Below are 18,193 nucleotides of genomic sequence, written 5' to 3'. Positions count from 1 at the left end.
CAGGAAACTTGGATCACGAATTTCCAAGCAGCCCGCTACTTTCGTTTCTCCCACATTGCCTGTTAGCACCTTGCTTGGCTAAACTGAAAGACAGGCCTGGGGACACTTTCGCACAGCTAGCGCATTTTCCGCAAATTTGATTTGTAGGGAAAATGTAAAGCGAACTGTTTTCAGCAGCTTAAGGTGCTTAACTAATCAGGTTCTACCCGCCTTCAACCATGTCAAAAACGGTTTCCAGCAGCGTTTCGCCCAACGGCGCTCTTCTCGGGGAGCGGCAGCTCAATCGCGTTGGCAACACTCCACTGCTGCGCTTGGAGCGCATCGTGGGCACCCTTGCCGGCATTCAGATTCTTGCCAAAGCCGAGTGGTGTAACCCGGGTGGATCAGTCAAAGACCGCGCTGCATCTTCTATTGTGGCGGACGCGGAGCGCCGGGGATTGCTGAAGCCCGGCAAATCACTGCTCGATTCCACCAGCGGCAACACCGGCATTGCTTACTCCATGCTGGGAGCGGCCAAGGGATTCGAGGTCACGCTGTGCATGCCGTCGAACGTCTCGGTGGAGCGCAAACGCATTGTGAAAGCGTACGGCGCCCAGGTGGTCTGGACCGATCCGGCAGAAGGGTCGGATGGTGCCATCCGCAAAGCGCGCGAGCTGGCAGCCAATGAACCTGACCGCTACGTCTATGTTGATCAGTATTCCAATGAAGCCAACTGGCGGGCGCACTACGAAGGGACGGCCAATGAAATCTGGCGGCAAACCGCAGGCGAGATCACGCACTTTGTGGCCACGCTCGGCACCAGCGGGACTTTTGTAGGCACGACCCGGAAGCTGAAAGAACTGAATCCGCGCATTCAGTGCATCTCGCTACAACCCGATTCGCCCTTTCATGGACTAGAAGGACTCAAGCACATGGCCACAGCGATTGTGCCTAAAATCTATGATCCCAAGCTCGCCGACCGCGACGAGGGCATTTCGACCGAAGCCTCTTACGCCATGGTGCGCCGCCTGGCGCGGGAAGAGGGCCTGCTGGTGGGAATCTCTGCGGGAGCGGCTGCCCTGGGTGCTCTACAAGTTGCGCAGGAACTGGCAGCGAAAAAAGAAACAGGCGTGATTGTGACCATTTTTGCTGACTCCGGGGACAAGTATCTGAGCGAAAGATTCTGGGACGAGTAAGAAATGGTTGTCCTCATAGCGCTGTTTGGATCATGGCTGGTGTTTCGCGGCATCGGAGCCCTCGGCTACGCGGCGTTTGCCACCTGGCACGACGCGGCACGCTATGCGCTGGCCGTCATGTTTACCTTTACTGGAGCAAGCCACTTCACGAAACTCAAACACGACATGGTGCGCATGATGCCCGCCATCTTTCCCAAACCGCTATTGCTGGTTTACATCACGGGTGTGCTTGAGCTGTTGGGAGCGATGGGATTGCTGCTTCCCGCGGCCCGCGCGCTCGCGGGAATTTGCCTGATCCTGTTTTTGCTGGCGGTGTTTCCGGCGAACGTGAAAGCGGCGCGGGGAAAAATCCTGTTGAACAACAAGCCCGCCACCGCGCTCTGGTTACGACTTCCCATGCAGATTTTGTTTATTGGGTTGATATGGTGGGCGGCGATAAAGTAGACGACTTCACGAGAAAAACCGTTAACCGCAGAGTACGCCGAGGAACGCAGAGGCGTTAAAACAACGTTCGGCGGATCAGCGTCAACAAGAATCCGCGATTGCGTTTAGAGCTACCTTTAGAGCCACCGACGAAGCAATAAAAAACCTCCTCGAAACGAGGAGGTTCTTATTGTCAGAAATCTTTTACTGTTGCTTGGTGGCGGCTGTGCCGGTTTTGGCGTACTTGCGGCGGAAGCGCTCCACGCGGCCGGCGGTATCCACCAGCTTCTGCTTGCCGGTAAAGAAGGGATGGCAGGCGGAGCAAATTTCAAGGTTGATGGCACCCTTGTGGGTGGAACGAGTGGTGAACGTGTTCCCGCAAGCGCAGTGCACGCGCACTTCGTTGTAGGCGGGATGAATAGCTGCTTTCATGACTTCTTAATACCTCGCAGAGGAGCTTTAATTTTATAAGGCTTTGATGTTCTTCGCAAGCTGGAGGATTCAGAAGCAGTTGCCGGTTGCAAGTCCACCACGAATGACCCAATGGTGAATCTGGTCTTGCTCTGGAACTGGCAACTGCTTTTGTTAACATCAAATTGTGAGCGATAAATCAAAAGTTCGTGTCCGTTTTGCACCCTCTCCCACCGGTCAGTTGCACGTAGGCAACGTGCGCACGGCGTTGTTCAACTGGCTCTTTGCCCGGCAGAAGGGCGGGACGATGATCTTGCGCATTGAAGATACCGATGTGGAGCGCAGTGAGACCCGCTATGAGACGCAGTTGTTCGAAGACCTGAAGTGGCTGGGCCTGGATTGGGACGAGGGCCCGGACATCACCACGCAGCCTGGCGGCGGTCCGTATGGCCCCTACCGGCAGAGCGACCGGTTGCAGATCTATCACGACTACGCCGAGCAACTGCTGCGCGAACGCAAAGCTTACCTATGCTTCTGCACGGAAGAGGAGCTGGAAGCCGATCGCCAGCGGGCGGTTGCGGAACAGAAGCCGCATATTTATTCCGGCAAGTGCCGCGTGCTTGACCCGGCGGAGGCGGAAAAGCGCCGCGTGGCAGGGGAGGCGGCTGCGATCAGGCTCAGAATTCCAGAGCATCCCATTCGCTTTAACGACATCGTGCGCGGCGAGGTGGAGTTTTCCAATGAAGTCGTGAGCGACCCTATCATCACGCGCTCCAGCGGCATCCCGGTTTACAACTACGTGGTGGTGGTGGATGACGCGCTGATGAAGATTACACACGTCATCCGGGGCGACGATCACCTCTCGAATACACCCAAGCAGGTTGCGCTGTACGAGGCCCTGGGGATGGCGGTTCCGGAGTTTGCGCATCTTTCGACGATCCTGGGGCCGGACCGCGAGCGGCTCTCCAAGCGTCATGGAGCGACTTCGATTGCCAACTTCAGAGACATGGGGATTTTGCCCGAAGCCTTGATGAATTACCTGGCGCTGCTGGGCTGGGCCCCGAGCGGCGGCACGCGCGAGACGTTCACTGCGCAAGAGTTGGTGAAGGAATTTGATCTGCGCCGGGTCACGCCCTCGCCTGCAATCTTCGATACAGAAAAACTGGCGTGGCTCAACCGGCACTACATCAAGCAGAGTTCCGCCGACCGAATTGCGCATCTGGCGCAGCCCTATTTTGTGAAAGCTGGGCTGCTGCCGGAAAAGTTTTCCTCCGTAGACCTAGCGAGCTACGTCTCTACGGCAGAATTTTCGTGGTTCTTAAAAGTAGTGGAGCTGCTGGCGCCTTATGTGGATCAGCTCGAACAAATGCCGGAACGCGCGGCGATGCTGTTTCATCATGAAGCCAAAAAGGCGTTGGAAAATCCTGACAACGCTGAGGTGCTGAAACTGGAGAATACCCCGGCAGTCATCGCGGCTTTCAGCAAGCGCATTGCCGCGGAGAGTGGAGAAATTACCGCCGAGAAATTCAAGGCCATCGTAAATGAAGTAAAAACCGAGACGGGAACCAAGGGCAAGGAATTGTTTCATCCTATTCGGATCGCCATTATCGGATCGCACTCGGGGCCGGAGTTCGACAAGCTGATTCCTATTATCGAAGCGGGCAGCAAACTGCAGCTTCCTGTACATGTAAAGAGTGTGCGCGAACGGGTGGAGGAATTTGGAAGAGCTTTTGCCCGCGGATAGGCCGAAATAAATTAACCGCGGAGGCGCAGAGACGCGGAGAAATTGGGTCATTTGGTCATTGAGTCATCGGGTCATTGCTGTTTTTGCAATAATTTTTTCAGGGCTCCGCTTAGGTCTGGCTGTTGAAATTGGAAGCCGCTTTCCAGCAATCTCTTGGGCAGCACGCGCTGACTGGTCAGGACTGTTTCTTCTGCCATCTCTGGGCCGAAAAGGAATTTCGTTGCGAATGCCGGAACCGTGGCAAATGTCGGGCGGTGGAGGGCTTTGCCCAAAGTCCGGGAAAATTCTGCATTAGTAACTGGATTGGGCGCGACCATGTTTACCGGCCCGCGCAGCGATTCAGTCTTCAGGCAGTGCAGGATGGCGGCGACGGTGTCGGCAATTGAGATCCAGCTCAGCCACTGGCGGCCGCTGCCGATCTTGCCTCCGAGTCCGAGGCGGAAGGGGAGCAACATCTTCTTGAGTGCGCCTTCCCGCGTGCTCAACACCACGCCGGTGCGCAGATGAATCACACGCCACCCAGCCTGCTCAGCAGGCTGGGTGGCGGCTTCCCACTCGCGGCAGGTTTCTGCCAAAAAGCCTTTACCCAGGGCGCTTTCTTCGGTCAGAGTTTCATCTCCACGGTTGCCGTAGTAGCCGATGGCCGAGCCGGCGATCAGTACGCCCGGTTTGTTCTCACCGTGGGCCAGGGCTTCGCACACGTGCTGTGTTCCCTTTACGCGGCTGTCGCGGATGCGGGTTTTTTTTGCCTGGCTCCACCGGCCGAAGATGTTCTCGCCTGCCAGGTGGATGACAGCATCAAAGCCGCCGATCAACTCGGGATTCAGCGGCTTCCCCGGATCCCAGGCAATTTCATTTTGGGAACGAGCGACTCCGGTTTTCAGGCGCACGATAGTATGTCTCTCGGAGGCGAGCGCAGGCAGCAGCGCCAACCCAATGGTTCCCGACATGCCGCTGGCCAGAATCTTCATGAGGAACTCCTGTTAAGATGGCGTTCTTCATGAATTTATCACCTAGCCTCCGTGCGCGGGTGTTCATACTGGTGGGGGTTGCGGCCCTTTGTGCAGTAGCGCTCGGGTTTGTGCGGCCTATTGCGCAATCGCTGGCCTACCATCATTTTGCCGATCAGAGGGCTTTGTGGGGAATCCCCAATTTCACAGATACGATTTCTAATCTCCCGTTCCTGTTTGTGGGAGTCTGGGGAATGGCTGTAATCCTTCGCGGACGCGTGCGATTCATTGATTCGCGTGAGCGCTGGTTGTACCTGATTTTCTTTGCCGGAGTTGCGCTTACCTGTATTGGCTCGAGTTATTACCACCTTGCGCCCGACAATGACCGGCTGGTGTGGGACCGGTTGCCGATGACCATGGGTTTTATGTCACTGCTGGCAGCGATTGTCGCCGAGCGGATTGATGTGAAAGCCGGCCTGGCCTTGCTCGGGCCGCTCTTGCTCCTCGGCGTTGCCAGCGTCTGGTATTGGCATTGGACTGACGACCTGCGCATGTATGCTTTCGTGCAGTTCTTTCCCGCCTTGGGAATTCCACTGATGATGTGGCTCTTTCCGGCGCGTTACACGCGGTCCATAGATTTGCTGCCGGCAGTTGGGTTTTATGTTTTGGCCAAGGTTCTGGAAGCGGAAGACAAAAGAATTTATGCGATTGGTGGGCTTGTCAGTGGACACACGCTCAAACACCTGGCCGCGGCAGCGGCGACCGCGTGGATCTTGGGGATGCTGATTCGGAGAAAGCCAGTAACATGATTTTCGCACTTACGGCATCATTTCTGAGTTGTTATGGATGAGTTTTCTAACCGACGATGAGGATGAAGTTCGATGAGATGGAGCAGGAACTCACCAAGGTTTCGTTTGCAGCTTGGGCAGCGAACTACGCCAGGTTCTTCTTCAGTCGTGCGTACACCACAACCTGGACAATACCATGCACCGCCAATACGGTTTTTCCAATGTGATTCCCTGGGTTGTCGAGTGTTTGTTGCAAAACAATCGTGAAAATCCCGGTTGAGCTTTGGCGAAAGTGGCATGTTGCCGCGAACGCAGGTAAGTACACCGTTTTTCTCCACCAAGGTGTCGCCGCATTTTGGACAGAACATCTCAAGTCCTTCTGTTCGAGATTGTAAAGCAAAGCTGCGAAAACAGCGGGGTAGACGGCTATAATCTATTATGGCGTGTTTACGCCACCCTAAATCCATCGCCGTTTCTGCAGCATGGCGGCCGCAATGCAGGCTTGCCGGTATTCCAGCCTTTTTCTTTTCATTTTCCAAATCCCCAGGGAGCACAGAATCTCGTGGCCACGCTTAGGCATCAAATCGCCACGAACGTGCTGACGGTCACGAAATACCGCGACCTATTGAAGAAGGTGCGCGCCAACCGGCCCAACGACGATCTGGAAATTATCCGCAAGGCTTACGATTATTCTCTCCAGCACCATAAGGGCCAGTCGCGCGCCTCGGGAGAGCCTTACCTGGTGCATCCGCTGGAGGTGGCCACAGTTCTCGCCGAGCTCAAGCTTGACCCCACCGCCATCGCGGCCGGATTGCTGCACGATTCCATTGAAGACACGCAAGCCACGATTGAAGACATTGAGCGCGAGTTCGGATCGCAGGTAGCGCGGATCGTCGAAGGCGTGACCAAGATCAGCAAAATTGATTTTGCCTCGAAGGAAGAGCGCCAGGCGGAGAACGTGCGCAAGATGATCCTGGCCATGGTGGATGACATCCGCGTGGTGCTCATCAAGCTGGCTGACCGGTTGCACAACATGCGCACTCTGGCGGCGCTTCCTCCGGAGCGGCAGCAGAAAATTGCGCAGGAGACGCTGGAAATCTACGCTCCCATCGCGCACCGGCTGGGCATGGGAAAAATTCGCGGCGAACTGGAAGATTTGGCCTTTCGCTACACCGATCCCATCAGCTACCAGCGCGTGCACGATGCCATCGAGTCGAGGCGCAAGAGCGGTGAGCACTTCCTGCAGCAGATTGAGGCGGTGATCCGCGAAAAGCTGAAGGAGAACGGCGTGGATGCGCGCGTGGACAGCCGCATCAAGCGCAATTACAGCATCCACCAGAAGCTGTTGCGGCAGCGCATCACGATTGACCAGGTCTACGACTTCCTGGCCATCCGCATCATCACCAAATCGGTCAAGGATTGCTATACCGCGCTGGGTGCGATCCATGGTTTGTGGCGTCCGGTGGCCGGCAGGATCAAAGACTTTATTGCAATGCCGCGTCCCAACCTCTACCAGTCGCTGCACACCACGGTCATCGCGGAAAACGGCACGCCGTTTGAATTACAGATCCGCACCGAAGAGATGCACAAAATGTGCGAGGAGGGAATCGCCGCCCATTGGAAGTATAAAGACGGTGCTCCGGTCAGCGCCAAGGACGAAGAGCGGTTGGCGTGGCTGCGTCAGGTGGTGGAGTGGCAGCAGGAGGTCCAGGACCCAGGCGAGTTTCTCTCGAACCTGAAGATTGATCTTTATCCAGAAGAGGTTTACACCTTCACGCCTAAAGGAAAAGTGGTTGTATTGCCGCGCGACGCTACGCCGGTGGATTTTGCTTACGCGATCCACTCGGAGGTGGGCGAAACCTGTACGGGCGCCAAGATCAACGGACGCATGGCGCCGCTGCGCACCAAGCTCAGAAGCGGCGACATTGTGGAAATTGTTACCGCCCCCAACCACCACCCCAGCCGCGATTGGCTGGGGTTTGTAACCTCCACGCGAGCGCGTCAGAGAATCAAGCACTGGCTCAACCTGCACCAGCGCGAGCGCGCCATTGAAATTGGACGCAAGCTGATTGAGCGCGAAGCCAGAAAGTTCAAGCTGTCGCTCAAGAGCATTGAAGACGAAGACTTCCAGCGCGTGGCTTCCGAATACGGCTGCGCCAAGCCCGACGACCTGATGGCCGGAGTTGGATACGGCAAATACGCTGCGCGCAATGTGATCGGCAAACTAATTCCAGCAGGCAGTACGAGAGAATCTGATCTCGAGGCGGAGAAGGAAGCAAGCGAGAAGGGCGGCCTGACCGGTGTAGTTCGACGCGTCCTGGGCATGGGTGCGGGAACAGGAACCCGGACGAGCAGCGAGGACTCGGCCGCAATCAAAGTCACGGGGTACGACGACCTGCTGGTGTATCGCGCGCGATGCTGCAACCCGATACGCGGCGAGGAAATTGTGGGATACGTGACCCGCGGCAAAGGTGTGGCGGTGCATGCGAAGAGCTGTCCGAACCTGAATACATTGATGTACGACCCGGACCGCCGCATTGCCGTCGAATGGGGCAAGCCGTCACGGCGTGAGACTGCGGCTGCTCCTACGTATCCCATCAGCCTCAATATCTTCTGCGATGACCGCTTCGGTATGTTGAAACAAATTGCCGCCGTCATCAGCGATGACAATACCAATATCCAAAATATTGCCGCGCGCACGGGAAACCTGCAGGCCACGATTGACCTGGTGATTGATATCGTTGACCTCGCGCACCTGGAGCGCATCATCGCCAATTTGCGCAAGATTCCTGGTGTACGCGATGTGCAGCGCGTACACCAGGTGTAAAAATCGGTGAGAAGGTCGCTGTGCTACTAGTGGTGATCGTGATCCCGGTCGTGTTCGTGATCGTCATGATCGTGCTCACGATAGCGGTCACCATCACGGCGGTCCCGTTCGTGGTCCCAGTGGTGGTCATGTTCAAACCGGCCTCGGTCCCCCTCCCAGTAACCCTCGTAATATCGTTCTCCATCATGATGAGGCGACACCCACCGTGCGCCGTCGTAGGGTGGTCGAGTCCAATAACCGTCGTGCCACTTGTAATGCCTTCCGACCGGATACCAATAACCGTCTACCCATACGTACTCCGGGCTTGGTCTTGGCGGCTCAACACGGACCACACGGGGTGGCGGCGGCGGGCCAATTTGGATTCCAATAGAGATCTGAGCAAATGCTGATGCGCCAGCCAGCAGCAGCACAACAAGCAGGGTTGTTCGAATGAGATTCCTCATAGCTGAGTTCCTCCATTTTTGCACAATAAATGAGTGGCGTAATTAAGTTAGATGCAGTCAGGTTTACAATCAGGACTCGAATACAAAACTTAACAAAGCAACTCTCCACTTTTTTGCGCATCATGTTGTGATAAAAATCTTGTGGTAAAAATCTAATATGTCAAACCCACGCGAAATTATAGCCACTAAGGACGCACCGCAAGCAATAGGACCTTATTCTCAAGCCATCAAGGCGGCGGGACTGGTATTCGTTTCGGGACAAGTTGCGATTGATCCGGCAACGGGTAATGTTGTCAGCGGAGGAATTGCCGAGCAGACCGAGCGGGTCATGAAAAATCTGCAAGCCATTCTGCAGGCCGCGGGTACAAGCCTAGATCAAGCCCTCAAGACAACGGTGTATCTCAAGAACATGTCGGAGTTCGCTGCCATGAACGAGGTCTACGGGAAGTTCTGGAAATCGGCGCCGCCGGCACGCGCTACCGTGGAAGTCGCCCGGCTCCCCAAAGATGTTTTAGTCGAAATTGATGTGGTCGCGCTGGCATAAAACACACAGAGTGAAACGGACGTGAGCGCTGTCGCGCGAACGGACGGCGAGGACCCCAGCGGTTTACGGCGGAGCTCCCTAAAAAATTAAAGACCTCGCCGGAGCGAGGTCTTGCTTCAAAGCGGAATTAGCCTTTGACGACTTTACCGCTGCGCAGGCAACTGGTGCACACGCGCATGCGTTTGGCCGGGGCGGTGCTGCTCTTGAGGCGGGCCCTGACGGGGCGTAGGTTAACCTCCCAGCGCCGCTTGGTCACGTTGTGGGCGTGGCTGATGTTATTTCCAAACTGCGGACCTTTGCCGCAGACTTCACATACTCTTGCCATGACTGCTGACTCCAGATAGAACAAAACTTAATGCACAAACCTTTAGATTTTATCGGAGTTGGAGGGGTTTGGGCAAATGACGCATCTGGTCAGTTTCGGCTGTATACACCCAAACCAATTGAATTCCGGAACTACAACGAGGAGAATGAAATTATGGAACTACTTTACTACTCCAAGTTCGATAGCCCAGTCGGCATTCTTTATGTTGGCGTGTCCGAGCAGGGCATGATCCTGCTGGATTTGCATGGCGGCGAATTTCTGCGGAAGAAACCAGGCGACAATGGAAAGAGCAAGATTCAATGGATTGAATCGGAAGAGAAGACCGTTGCTTATGTGCGCGAACTCAAGGAGTATTTTGAAGGCTGCAGAAAAGAGTTTTCTTTTCCTCTCGATCTGCGTGGGACGAAATTCCAGAAGCGTTGCTGGCAGGCGCTTCTGAAAATCCCTTACGGCGAAACCCGTTCCTATGCTGAGATCGCCCGCCAAGTGGGCTCACCGCGCAGCTTTCGCGCCGTAGGCCAGGCGAACCACCAGAATCCGGTGGCCATTGTTGTGCCCTGCCATCGCGTAATCACATCCGCGGGCACTCTGGGCGGCTATGGAGGCGGCTTGCCCATGAAGGAAAAGCTGTTGCGGCTGGAAGGGGCGATGCAGGCGCACAGTGGAAGTTTGTTTTCGGACTAAATTTTCTGACTAAATCTGACTAGAACTTTAAAGTAAGTGAAAGAAAAAGGGCGGCCCCTGAGGCCGCCCTTTTGTTGTCTGTAAAGCGGGTTTATTTCGGTGTGGATTGATCTGGGGGACTCTGGTTCGAAGGACTCTGATTCGGGTTGCTTTTATCCTCAGGGCTGCGCGGCGTGGGGCTCTCCGGTGAGTTGGTTGTGGTTCCGGCACCGGAAACTGTAATGCGGTCTTGCACTATGCGTTTACCGGCATAGGAGAGCGCGACCCGTCTTGCCGTCAGCCGTTCTTTCCTGGTGGCGGCCGTGCCTGACAGTGCAATTGCATTATCGGTGACGGCCACGCTGATGTTGTCGTTGGCCAGAGTCGGTTCGTTCTTGAGAGCGGTCTCAATTTGGCCTTGTAGCGCGGTCGAGTCGGTGCTGCCTGTCGTCGTCTCACCTTGCGGCATCCCACTGGCTGCCCCTGCCCCGGTTTGTCCCGAACTCTGGCTGCTGCCGGTTGATTGCGGAGCCATCCAATGGCTGGTAGGGCCTGCAGGATTCATTGCGCCGTCGCCAGTTTTAGCCGAAGGTTCGACACTCAGTTTGTCTTTCACGACTTTTACCCCGGGAACCGACGCGGCAATCTTTATGGCATCTTTGCGATCCTGTTTCGAGGTGACTTTGCCCTCGAGGGTTGCTGCTCCATTCTTTACTGCAACGGTAACGTTAACAAAGGCGGGATTGGTTGCCAGTTGACCACTAATTTTGCTCTGCAGGGTCTGGTCGTCTACCGGAGCGGCTTGATCAGACTGTGGGGCGGATTTATCAGTCCCATTCTGGGCTCCGGGAGAGGGGTTGCTACCGGAAGCAGACGAGGCAGTTTGCGAAACGGCATATGCTGTTAGCAACGCCAAAGCTAAAACTGTTGTGTAGAAATAGTTTTTCATCAAGGGTTCTCCAAGTTAGAAATTGCAATTCCTTTATTCGTTCCGCACCTTAGGCGGAAGACATGAGATTCCACTCAGACGAAGGGCGCGCAAAGCAGGAAAAACAAAAAGACAAAAAAGTTCAGACTCTCTATTCAAGGTTGCAAATCAAGGGCCAGACAATTGCTTCTGATTGATTTTTTCATGCTGACCAAGTGACTGAAATCGGGAGGCTTAGAGCGAAGCCAAAGGCAGACGAGCGAACACGCCTTAGTTGAGGCTGCGAACAGTTCCAAAAGTGTGAACCGTGATTCCCACCTTTGGCTGTTGGAATGCCCCCTCGAATCAGCGCGATGAGAGCAGAATCTCAAGTAAAATTAAAGCTAACGTGCATGTGCATGCCGCAGCTCCGCAGTCGAAAACCAGCCAGGGTGCAGTGCGGATTCTACGCATTTCCCTGCTCCTGACTTTTCTTTACATTGTCGCCACCGCGGTTGCCGGTGTGCGCGGCAACAGTCTGGCGTTGATCTCCGAAGCTGGGCACAACGTCTCAGATTTTCTGGCCCTGCTGCTTTCGTTATTCGCGGTTTATTTGCAGACCAGGCCGCCGACTTCAACCAAGACCTTTGGCTACCAGCGCGCCGGCGTTCTTGCCGCCTTCGTCAATGCCATTTCCCTGGTGGCGCTCTCTATTTACATTTTTTATGAGGGTGCCCAGCGCTTGTTCAAGCCCGTGCCCGTGCATTCCGCGCTCATGATCGTTACCGCCGCCGCGGGTGTGCTCATGAACGGAATCATTGCGCTTCTGCTCTATCGTAGCGGCAAAGATGTGAATCTGCGCAGCGCGTTTCTGCACATGCTGGGCGATACGCTCTCCACCGCGGCGGTGATCGTGGGTGGATGGGGAATCATGCTGACCGGCAAATACTGGATTGACCCGGCGCTCTCGTTCGGCATCGCGGCTCTGATTCTCTGGTCAGCCGTCGGGATCGTGCGCGAGACACTGCACATTCTGCTGGAAGGCACTCCGCGTGGCATGCAGCTGGAGCACGTGACTCAGGCCATTCGGGGGATCGAGGGCGTGCTCGACGTGCATGACCTGCACATTTGGAGCCTGGGTTCAGAGAGTCATGCTCTGTCATGCCACATCCGCATCGCTGATATCCCGGTTTCGGCCAGCGACCTTATTCTGCATGAGGTGAATGACCGCCTGCGCGATTCGTTTCACATCTATCACACCACCATTCAACTCGAGAACGTGGTATGTGAGGTCGCACATGGCTGCGTGATTCCGGTTGGCGAATCCCACGGGGCCGGACACAGGCATACTCATTAATCTGAAAGAGTTTCAAGGCTGCTCAAGCCGACGTATAATCCCAACCGCATTACAGATTATTAAGGGGGCATCATGAAGATCAGCCATTTCTTTGTTGTAGCGATGTTGTTATTGGTTTGGGCGGCTCTACCGGCCCAGGCGCAGAAAGCTGCACCCACACAGCCGGCCGCATCTGGAGTTCAAGTGCTCAAGATGGTGCTTTGCCAGAACGTTAAAGATTATGAGCCACAACAGGAATTGACCACTGCCAAGGTCGGGGACGTAATTGTGGGATGGACAAAAATCCAAGCTCCAGCGGGGACGAAAATCACCCATCGTTGGATTCACGAAGGGAAGACGGCCAGCGACATTCCACTGAAGGCGCCGGGCCGAACCTGGTCGCGCAAGACAATCCACGAAGCGGGAAACTGGAAATTACAGGTCCTGGATGCGGATGGGAACGTTTTGAAAGAGATTTCTTTCACCGCGTCTTCATAGCCCTGATAATCGGTGGCTGGTGGCATTTGCGCCGCTCTTGGAACCATCTCTTAAATCAGGGTTGATCCGCGTTCATCCGCGGCGAAAAGTCCCGAGCTCCGTGTTGCAGCGCAAAGATTTCGTGCACGGTCGCCAGCGTATCAATGTCTTCCGGCAGCTTGTCGGTGCGTATGCGCAGAATGCGCGGAAAGCGCAGGGCGAATCCGCTCTCATGGCGGTCAGATTTCATCATGTTGTTGAAAGCGACTTCCAGAACGATCTTGGGTTCGACCTGCCGACGAAAGCCTTCATCCACGGTTGTGTGCTCCAGAAACCAGCGCGTCAGCTCTGCGATTTCAACGTCAGTGAGGCCAGAGTACGCTTTGCCGATGTTCAGCAATTTGTTGCTATTCTGTTCGTCGCGGATGGCGAAGGTGTAGTCGCTGAGCACACCTGCGCGCTTGCCATGTCCGTACTCGGCGGCGGTGACCACGACATCGAGTGTGGCCAGTTCGCGCTTTAATTTAAGCCAGGCCCGCCCGCGGCGGCCAGGGGTGTAAGACGATTCCAGGTCTTTCAACATCAGGCCTTCGTTGCCGCGCTCACGCGCCTTGAGAAACAGATCTTCCAACTCTTTCGGTGATGTCGCCTGCGTAAAAGGCGCGCGGATGATCTCTGTTTTGCGGTCTTCGGCGGCGCCCGAGGATCCAAATGCCAGCATGCCTTGCGGATCTATCATCGCCACTTGCTCGTAATTGCGAGGCAGTGCGAGCCGGGAGTTTAGGACCTCGTAACGCTGTCGCAAAGGATGATCAATCAAGAGCTCGCCGTCGCAGGAGAGAACATCGAAAACCAGATAAGTAACCGGTACGCTATCCAACAAGGCAGCCGCGACTTTCTTTCTTCCCAGCCGTTTTTGCAGTTCGGAAAAAGGCATGGCGCGTCCGGCGCCGTCAGGCAATTGCTCCCAGGCAACGATCTCTCCATCAAGCACCAATTCGCCTGGCAGTGAAGCCAGAGGTTGTACCAGTTCGGGAAAGCTTTCAGTAACCTCGTCACGGGTGCGTGAGAAGATGCGCACCAGTCGGCGGCCGTCTTTGCTGCCGGTGTGCGCCTGGGCGCGGATGCCGTCGTATTTATCTTCTACAGCGAATTGCGCCTCTGAACCAAAAGCCTCAAATGCTTCCTCCGCCGATTGCACCGGGCTGGCCAGCATGAAGCCTATAGGATGAAAGAGCCGCAAGCGGGCCTCGGCCAGTTTGTGTGCGGCCGCGAGCCGCAGGGTTTCACCGATATCGCCCAGCATCATGTTGGCGCGCTGGACTTCTTTTACATTCACACCAAAAGCCTTTGCAATGGCCTCTTCCACCAGGCTTTCTTTCGAGCCAATGCGCAAATCACCTAAGATGATCTTGACAATGTATTTGGCTTCGGCGGGAGAGGCGCGGATCAGCAATCGGCGAAGGACCTCCGATTTGGCCGACGGGCCGCGAGCTGCGGCAACGTTGCGAAACGACTCAGCCAACTCGGTCAGAGAGATTCCGGGAGCGGCTGGCTTGCTCCTGCGCATACTGAAGACTTCTTCCACCGCGTCTCCCAAGTCGCCATAACGACGGTAAGCGTCACGCAGCTCGGCTTCGCTAACGCCGGCGATCTCTGCCGCCAGCCGCCACAGCAAAGTTCCGCCAACTTGTAACGTGGTTTCTTCGTAGGCAGGAAAAGCGCGCCCGGAAAAGAAAATCGCAGCCAGCGCGGCTTCATCCACAGGCTTGGCGCTCAAGTATTCGGCCAGCAGGCGGATTTTTTCCGTCTTCTTGCTGGTCCACGCCATGGAACCGGCGATTTGAGAGAACTGCTGCATAGTGCTCTTGGGATGCGGTTCAGCCTGAAAAAATGCGATAATACTCCCCGGCAGTACCCCGGCCAGAAATCACTGTGTCATATTACTGCCTGCCCTCATCTAATCTGTGTATATGTTCAAATATTTGGCCACAATTGTACGGTTCCTGGCGACGCTGCAGCTTCTTCCTGCGCTCGAAAGCGGCGAAGAAACTCTGGTCGGCGGCCAGGCGGTGATGGAAGGCGTAATGATGCGCACGCCCCATGCCTGGGGAATTGCTGTGCGCAATCCTTCCGGAGAAGTTGTAGTGCATCGCGAACCGCTCGAGCGTCTCTCGGAAAAACATAAATGGCTGGGCTGGCCGCTGGTCCGCGGAATTGCCACACTGGGGCAGGCCATGAGTCTGGGCTTCCGTGCCTTGAAATTTTCTGCCAATGTGGCCCTCGAAGGAATAGCCGGAGAGAGCAAAGATAAAGACAAGGAACAGAAAATCGAAATCAGTGGCTGGGTGGCAGCCGTGAACGTGCTCTTTTCGGTAGCGTTTTTTATCTTCATGTATAAATTTATTCCCCTGCTGGCGGCCACCGAACTCAAACGGCACTTTGCCGTATTTTCCGGCCAGATCGCCTTCAACGTAGTAGACGGCGCCATTCGCATCGCGCTCTTCCTGCTTTTTATCTGGGGAATTTCGCGCTTTAAAGATATTCACCGCGTCTTCGAATATCACGGCTCCGAGCACAAGACGGTATTTGCCTTCGAAGACCACAAGGACCTGACCGCGGAAAACGTGCAGCAATATTCCACCTATCATCCGCGCTGCGGCACCAGCTTCCTGATGACGGTGATGCTGATCTCGATTGTGGTCTATACCCTGATCCCGGTAACTACATTCTGGGCGCGATTTGGAATTCGCATCGCCCTGCTGCCGGTGATTGCGGCGGTGTCGTACGAGATGATCCGCTTTGCCGGGCAACTTCAGCGGCGCGCTGCTGCTGGTGCTTCACGCGGCGTGGGCTCCGCCCTCTTCTTGCTTTTGACCCGGCCGGGAATGTGGCTGCAACGCATCACCACGCAACCGCCCGCCGATGCCCAGGTCGAATGCGCCATCCGCGCCTTGAATGAAGCCATGGAACTGGAAAAAACACGCGGCGGGGAATTAATCATAGCCTAGCAGTCGTAATCTGAGTTCGCGGGTGTCGAAAGATTTCGACTCCGCGTGCCGGGGAGTTTCTTGGCACTGGAAGCTAAGAATGAAGTCTGGGATCTTGCAACTGAGTACTGAGTGCTGACAACTGAGTACTGTTTTTTATGTTTGAGCGTTTAGAACAACTCGAAGCCCGCTACGACGAACTCACGCAGGCGCTGGCCTCGCCGGAAATCATCAATGACTCGGCGAAATACCAGAAGACTGCCAAGGCGCACAGCGAACTTGTGCCCGTGGTGGAAAAGTTCCGCGAGTTTAAAGACCTGAAGCGTGGCATTGACGAGAGCAAGGCTTTAGTCGCCGGTGAAGAAGACCAGGAAATGCGCGCCTACGCGCAGGAGGAGCTGACCAACCTGGAGCAGCGCATGGTCCGCGTGGAAGAAGAGCTGAAGTTCCTGCTGCTTCCCAAAGATCCCAACGACGAAAAAAACATCGTGCTGGAAATTCGCGCTGGAACCGGCGGAGACGAGGCCACATTGTTCGCCGCCGAGGTCTTCCGCATGTACACGCGCTTTGCCGAGGGCAAGCGCTGGAAGGTGGAGGTGCTTTCCACCTCCGAGTCGGGCGTCGGCGGGCTGAAAGAAGTGATTGCTCTCATCGAGGGCCAGCGAGTCTACTCGCAGTTGAAATATGAGAGCGGCGTGCACCGCGTGCAGCGCGTCCCGCAGACGGAGCAACAGGGGCGGGTGCATACTTCGGCAATTACGGTAGCGGTGCTCCCCGAAGCTGAAGAGGTTGACATCAAGATTGAAGCCAAAGACCTGCGCATTGATACCTTCTGCTCTTCAGGGCCGGGCGGACAGTCAGTCAACACAACGTACTCTGCCGTACGTATCACCCACCTGCCCACTAACACCGTCGTTAGCTGCCAGGATGAGAAATCGCAGATCAAGAACCGCGAAAAGGGCATGCGTGTGTTGCGCGCGCGTCTCTATGAGATGGAGCAGGAAAAGCAGCAGGCCGCCCTGGCCAAGGAGCGCCGGGCGATGGTGGGCAGCGGCGATCGCAGCGAAAAGATCCGTACCTACAACTTTCCGCAGAACCGCGTGACCGACCACCGCATCGGCATGACCATGCACCAGTTGACCGACGTGATGGATGGCAAGCTGCAACCCTTTATTGATGCGCTGACCACGCATTACCAGACAGAAAAACTCAAGGGTGATGAGAACGGCGCCAGCGCAGCAGATTGACGAATTGAGTCATTGCGCCATTGAGTCATCGGGTCATTGATCTTAGATTTTCGTAATCCTCCACGCTCTCCATGCAATTGAAAGCCGCTCTAGCTGCCGCCATCGAACATCTCACCGCTAACAGCGTGGGATCGCCGCGCTTGAATTCAGAAACTCTGATGATGTTCACACTAAGCTGTGACCGCGCTTATCTGTACGCGCATCCTGAGCGCGAGCTGACTGCCGATGAGCACAACCGCTTTACGGGTTACATTTCTGAGCGATCCACAGGCAAGCCTGCACAGTACATCACCGGGCACCAGGAGTTCTGGGGGCTCGATCTGCTGGTGTCGCCGGCAGTGCTCATCCCGCGCCCGGAGACCGAGCACATCATCGAGACCGTTTTGGAGCTGGCGGCTGGACAACAAGATTTAAAAATTATTGACGTGGGTACCGGTTCGGGATGCATTGCCATTGCGTTGGCCAGCGAACTCGTGCTGGCACAGATCGAAGCCGCCGATATTTCTGCCGAGGCCCTGGAAGTAGCTCGCGCTAACGCCGCCCGGTTGGGTTTTGCAGAGCGAATCCGCTTTCATCAGGCGGACTTGCTCTCGGGCTTTCAAGCGCAGCAATTAGATTTTATAGTTTCCAATCCGCCCTATGTGAGCGAAGCCGAACCCGAAAAAACCCAGCGCGAGGTGCGCGAGTTCGAACCCAAAGTCGCGGTTTTTGGCGGCCCCACTGGCATGGAGATTTATCAGAGATTGCTTCCGCAAGCATATGAATGCCTGCGCGACGGTGGTTGGCTGGTCATGGAAATTGGGTTTTCTATCGAGGAGCCCGTCCGCGCTTTATTGAAAACTTGGCGCGAGGTTCGTACCATCAACGACCTGCAGGGAATTCCCCGCGTGGTGGCGGCGCGGAAGTAGTCTTTCTTCCGCAAGTTGCGGTCATCGAAACAGCG

The 18,193-nt window shown here is 55.6% G+C and carries 19 protein-coding genes; 12 read left to right on the top strand and 7 right to left on the bottom strand.

Going from position 1 to position 18,193, the window contains the following annotated elements; genetic code table 11:
- The first annotated feature begins 218 nt into the window (after nt 1-218).
- Entirely contained in the window at nt 219-1,175 is a 957-nt protein-coding gene (locus tag VK738_05890; protein HTD22162.1) for a cysteine synthase family protein, read from the top strand.
- 3 nt (nt 1,176-1,178) lie between these two features.
- Nucleotides 1,179-1,619: a DoxX family protein gene (locus VK738_05885; protein HTD22161.1), complete on the top strand. Its 441-nt coding sequence runs from the start codon at nt 1,179-1,181 to the stop codon at nt 1,617-1,619.
- Between the two features lie 183 nt (nt 1,620-1,802).
- Here VK738_05885 and rpmE read toward each other — a convergent pair whose 3' ends face one another.
- Entirely contained in the window at nt 1,803-2,030 is a 228-nt protein-coding gene (gene rpmE, locus VK738_05880; GenBank protein HTD22160.1) for a 50S ribosomal protein L31, read from the bottom strand.
- Between the two features lie 166 nt (nt 2,031-2,196).
- Between rpmE and gltX the strand changes: the two genes are divergently transcribed.
- On the top strand, nt 2,197-3,753 hold the full coding sequence (gene gltX, locus VK738_05875; GenBank protein HTD22159.1) for a glutamate--tRNA ligase: 1,557 nt from the start codon (nt 2,197-2,199) through the stop codon (nt 3,751-3,753).
- 71 nt (nt 3,754-3,824) lie between these two features.
- Here gltX and VK738_05870 read toward each other — a convergent pair whose 3' ends face one another.
- Nucleotides 3,825-4,724 (bottom strand): TIGR01777 family oxidoreductase, encoded by a 900-nt coding sequence (locus VK738_05870; protein HTD22158.1) that lies wholly within the window; start codon nt 4,722-4,724, stop codon nt 3,825-3,827.
- Between the two features lie 29 nt (nt 4,725-4,753).
- On the opposite strand from VK738_05870, the gene VK738_05865 reads away from it, so the two are divergent.
- The gene (locus VK738_05865; GenBank protein ID HTD22157.1) at nt 4,754-5,512 is read left to right on the top strand and encodes a ceramidase domain-containing protein; all 759 of its coding nucleotides are present in this window, start codon (nt 4,754-4,756) and stop codon (nt 5,510-5,512) included.
- A 17-nt stretch (nt 5,513-5,529) separates the two neighbouring features.
- On the opposite strand, the gene VK738_05860 is transcribed toward VK738_05865, so the two are convergent.
- On the bottom strand, nt 5,530-6,030 hold the full coding sequence (locus VK738_05860) for a hypothetical protein (protein HTD22156.1): 501 nt from the start codon (nt 6,028-6,030) through the stop codon (nt 5,530-5,532).
- Nucleotides 6,031-6,053: 23 nt separating this feature from the next.
- Here VK738_05860 and VK738_05855 point away from each other — a divergent pair, with 23 nt between their 5' ends.
- Nucleotides 6,054-8,318 (top strand): bifunctional (p)ppGpp synthetase/guanosine-3',5'-bis(diphosphate) 3'-pyrophosphohydrolase, encoded by a 2,265-nt coding sequence (locus VK738_05855; GenBank protein HTD22155.1) that lies wholly within the window; start codon nt 6,054-6,056, stop codon nt 8,316-8,318.
- Nucleotides 8,319-8,344: 26 nt separating this feature from the next.
- Here the strand turns inward: VK738_05855 and VK738_05850 are convergent, their stop codons facing one another.
- Nucleotides 8,345-8,761, bottom strand: a complete 417-nt coding sequence (locus VK738_05850) for a hypothetical protein (protein ID HTD22154.1) — start codon at nt 8,759-8,761, stop codon at nt 8,345-8,347.
- Nucleotides 8,762-8,918: 157 nt separating this feature from the next.
- Between VK738_05850 and VK738_05845 the strand changes: the two genes are divergently transcribed.
- Nucleotides 8,919-9,305, top strand: coding sequence for a RidA family protein (locus tag VK738_05845; protein ID HTD22153.1), 387 nt, complete (start codon nt 8,919-8,921; stop codon nt 9,303-9,305).
- Nucleotides 9,306-9,432: 127 nt separating this feature from the next.
- Here the strand turns inward: VK738_05845 and rpmB are convergent, their stop codons facing one another.
- Nucleotides 9,433-9,630, bottom strand: coding sequence for a 50S ribosomal protein L28 (gene rpmB / locus VK738_05840; protein HTD22152.1), 198 nt, complete (start codon nt 9,628-9,630; stop codon nt 9,433-9,435).
- Between the two features lie 153 nt (nt 9,631-9,783).
- On the opposite strand from rpmB, the gene VK738_05835 reads away from it, so the two are divergent.
- Complete coding sequence (locus tag VK738_05835) at nt 9,784-10,314, top strand: methylated-DNA--[protein]-cysteine S-methyltransferase (GenBank protein HTD22151.1); 531 nt, start codon at nt 9,784-9,786, stop codon at nt 10,312-10,314.
- Between the two features lie 91 nt (nt 10,315-10,405).
- Here VK738_05835 and VK738_05830 read toward each other — a convergent pair whose 3' ends face one another.
- On the bottom strand, nt 10,406-11,242 hold the full coding sequence (locus VK738_05830) for a BON domain-containing protein (protein HTD22150.1): 837 nt from the start codon (nt 11,240-11,242) through the stop codon (nt 10,406-10,408).
- Between the two features lie 367 nt (nt 11,243-11,609).
- On the opposite strand from VK738_05830, the gene VK738_05825 reads away from it, so the two are divergent.
- Both VK738_05825 and VK738_05820 read left to right on the top strand, forming a co-directional pair.
- Entirely contained in the window at nt 11,610-12,557 is a 948-nt protein-coding gene (locus tag VK738_05825) for a cation diffusion facilitator family transporter (protein HTD22149.1), read from the top strand.
- Nucleotides 12,558-12,629: 72 nt separating this feature from the next.
- A complete protein-coding gene (locus VK738_05820) occupies nt 12,630-13,034 on the top strand; it encodes a DUF2914 domain-containing protein (protein HTD22148.1) in 405 nt (134 codons plus the stop codon).
- A 55-nt stretch (nt 13,035-13,089) separates the two neighbouring features.
- Here the strand turns inward: VK738_05820 and VK738_05815 are convergent, their stop codons facing one another.
- Nucleotides 13,090-14,874 carry an ATP-dependent DNA ligase gene (locus VK738_05815; GenBank protein ID HTD22147.1) on the bottom strand — a complete coding sequence of 595 codons (1,785 nt, stop codon included), beginning with the start codon at nt 14,872-14,874 and terminating at the stop codon, nt 13,090-13,092.
- A gap of 124 nt (nt 14,875-14,998) precedes the next feature.
- Here VK738_05815 and VK738_05810 point away from each other — a divergent pair, with 124 nt between their 5' ends.
- The 3 genes from VK738_05810 (at nt 14,999) to prmC (ending at nt 18,158) form a co-directional block, all read left to right on the top strand.
- Complete coding sequence (locus VK738_05810) at nt 14,999-16,024, top strand: DUF1385 domain-containing protein (GenBank protein HTD22146.1); 1,026 nt, start codon at nt 14,999-15,001, stop codon at nt 16,022-16,024.
- A 137-nt stretch (nt 16,025-16,161) separates the two neighbouring features.
- The gene (gene prfA / locus VK738_05805) at nt 16,162-17,250 is read left to right on the top strand and encodes a peptide chain release factor 1 (protein ID HTD22145.1); all 1,089 of its coding nucleotides are present in this window, start codon (nt 16,162-16,164) and stop codon (nt 17,248-17,250) included.
- A gap of 71 nt (nt 17,251-17,321) precedes the next feature.
- Complete coding sequence (gene prmC, locus VK738_05800) at nt 17,322-18,158, top strand: peptide chain release factor N(5)-glutamine methyltransferase (protein HTD22144.1); 837 nt, start codon at nt 17,322-17,324, stop codon at nt 18,156-18,158.
- Nucleotides 18,159-18,193 lie beyond the last annotated feature (35 nt).

This window comes from Terriglobales bacterium (assembly GCA_035487355.1).
Lineage (GTDB): Bacteria > Acidobacteriota > Terriglobia > Terriglobales > Acidobacteriaceae > QIAW01.
This window is presented reverse-complemented; position numbering and strand designations above follow the sequence as displayed.

Coding starts and splice junctions, on each gene's coding strand:
- VK738_05890 (HTD22162.1), top strand. CDS start 219: ATGTCAAAAACGGTTTCCAGCAGCGTTTCGCCCAACGGCGCTCTTCTC.
- VK738_05885 (HTD22161.1), top strand. CDS start 1,179: ATGGTTGTCCTCATAGCGCTGTTTGGATCATGGCTGGTGTTTCGCGGC.
- rpmE (HTD22160.1), bottom strand. CDS start 2,030: ATGAAAGCAGCTATTCATCCCGCCTACAACGAAGTGCGCGTGCACTGC.
- VK738_05870 (HTD22158.1), bottom strand. CDS start 4,724: ATGAAGATTCTGGCCAGCGGCATGTCGGGAACCATTGGGTTGGCGCTG.
- VK738_05865 (HTD22157.1), top strand. CDS start 4,754: ATGAATTTATCACCTAGCCTCCGTGCGCGGGTGTTCATACTGGTGGGG.
- VK738_05850 (HTD22154.1), bottom strand. CDS start 8,761: ATGAGGAATCTCATTCGAACAACCCTGCTTGTTGTGCTGCTGCTGGCT.
- VK738_05845 (HTD22153.1), top strand. CDS start 8,919: ATGTCAAACCCACGCGAAATTATAGCCACTAAGGACGCACCGCAAGCA.
- rpmB (HTD22152.1), bottom strand. CDS start 9,630: ATGGCAAGAGTATGTGAAGTCTGCGGCAAAGGTCCGCAGTTTGGAAAT.
- VK738_05835 (HTD22151.1), top strand. CDS start 9,784: ATGGAACTACTTTACTACTCCAAGTTCGATAGCCCAGTCGGCATTCTT.
- VK738_05830 (HTD22150.1), bottom strand. CDS start 11,242: ATGAAAAACTATTTCTACACAACAGTTTTAGCTTTGGCGTTGCTAACA.
- VK738_05820 (HTD22148.1), top strand. CDS start 12,630: ATGAAGATCAGCCATTTCTTTGTTGTAGCGATGTTGTTATTGGTTTGG.
- VK738_05815 (HTD22147.1), bottom strand. CDS start 14,874: ATGCAGCAGTTCTCTCAAATCGCCGGTTCCATGGCGTGGACCAGCAAG.
- prfA (HTD22145.1), top strand. CDS start 16,162: ATGTTTGAGCGTTTAGAACAACTCGAAGCCCGCTACGACGAACTCACG.
- prmC (HTD22144.1), top strand. CDS start 17,322: ATGCAATTGAAAGCCGCTCTAGCTGCCGCCATCGAACATCTCACCGCT.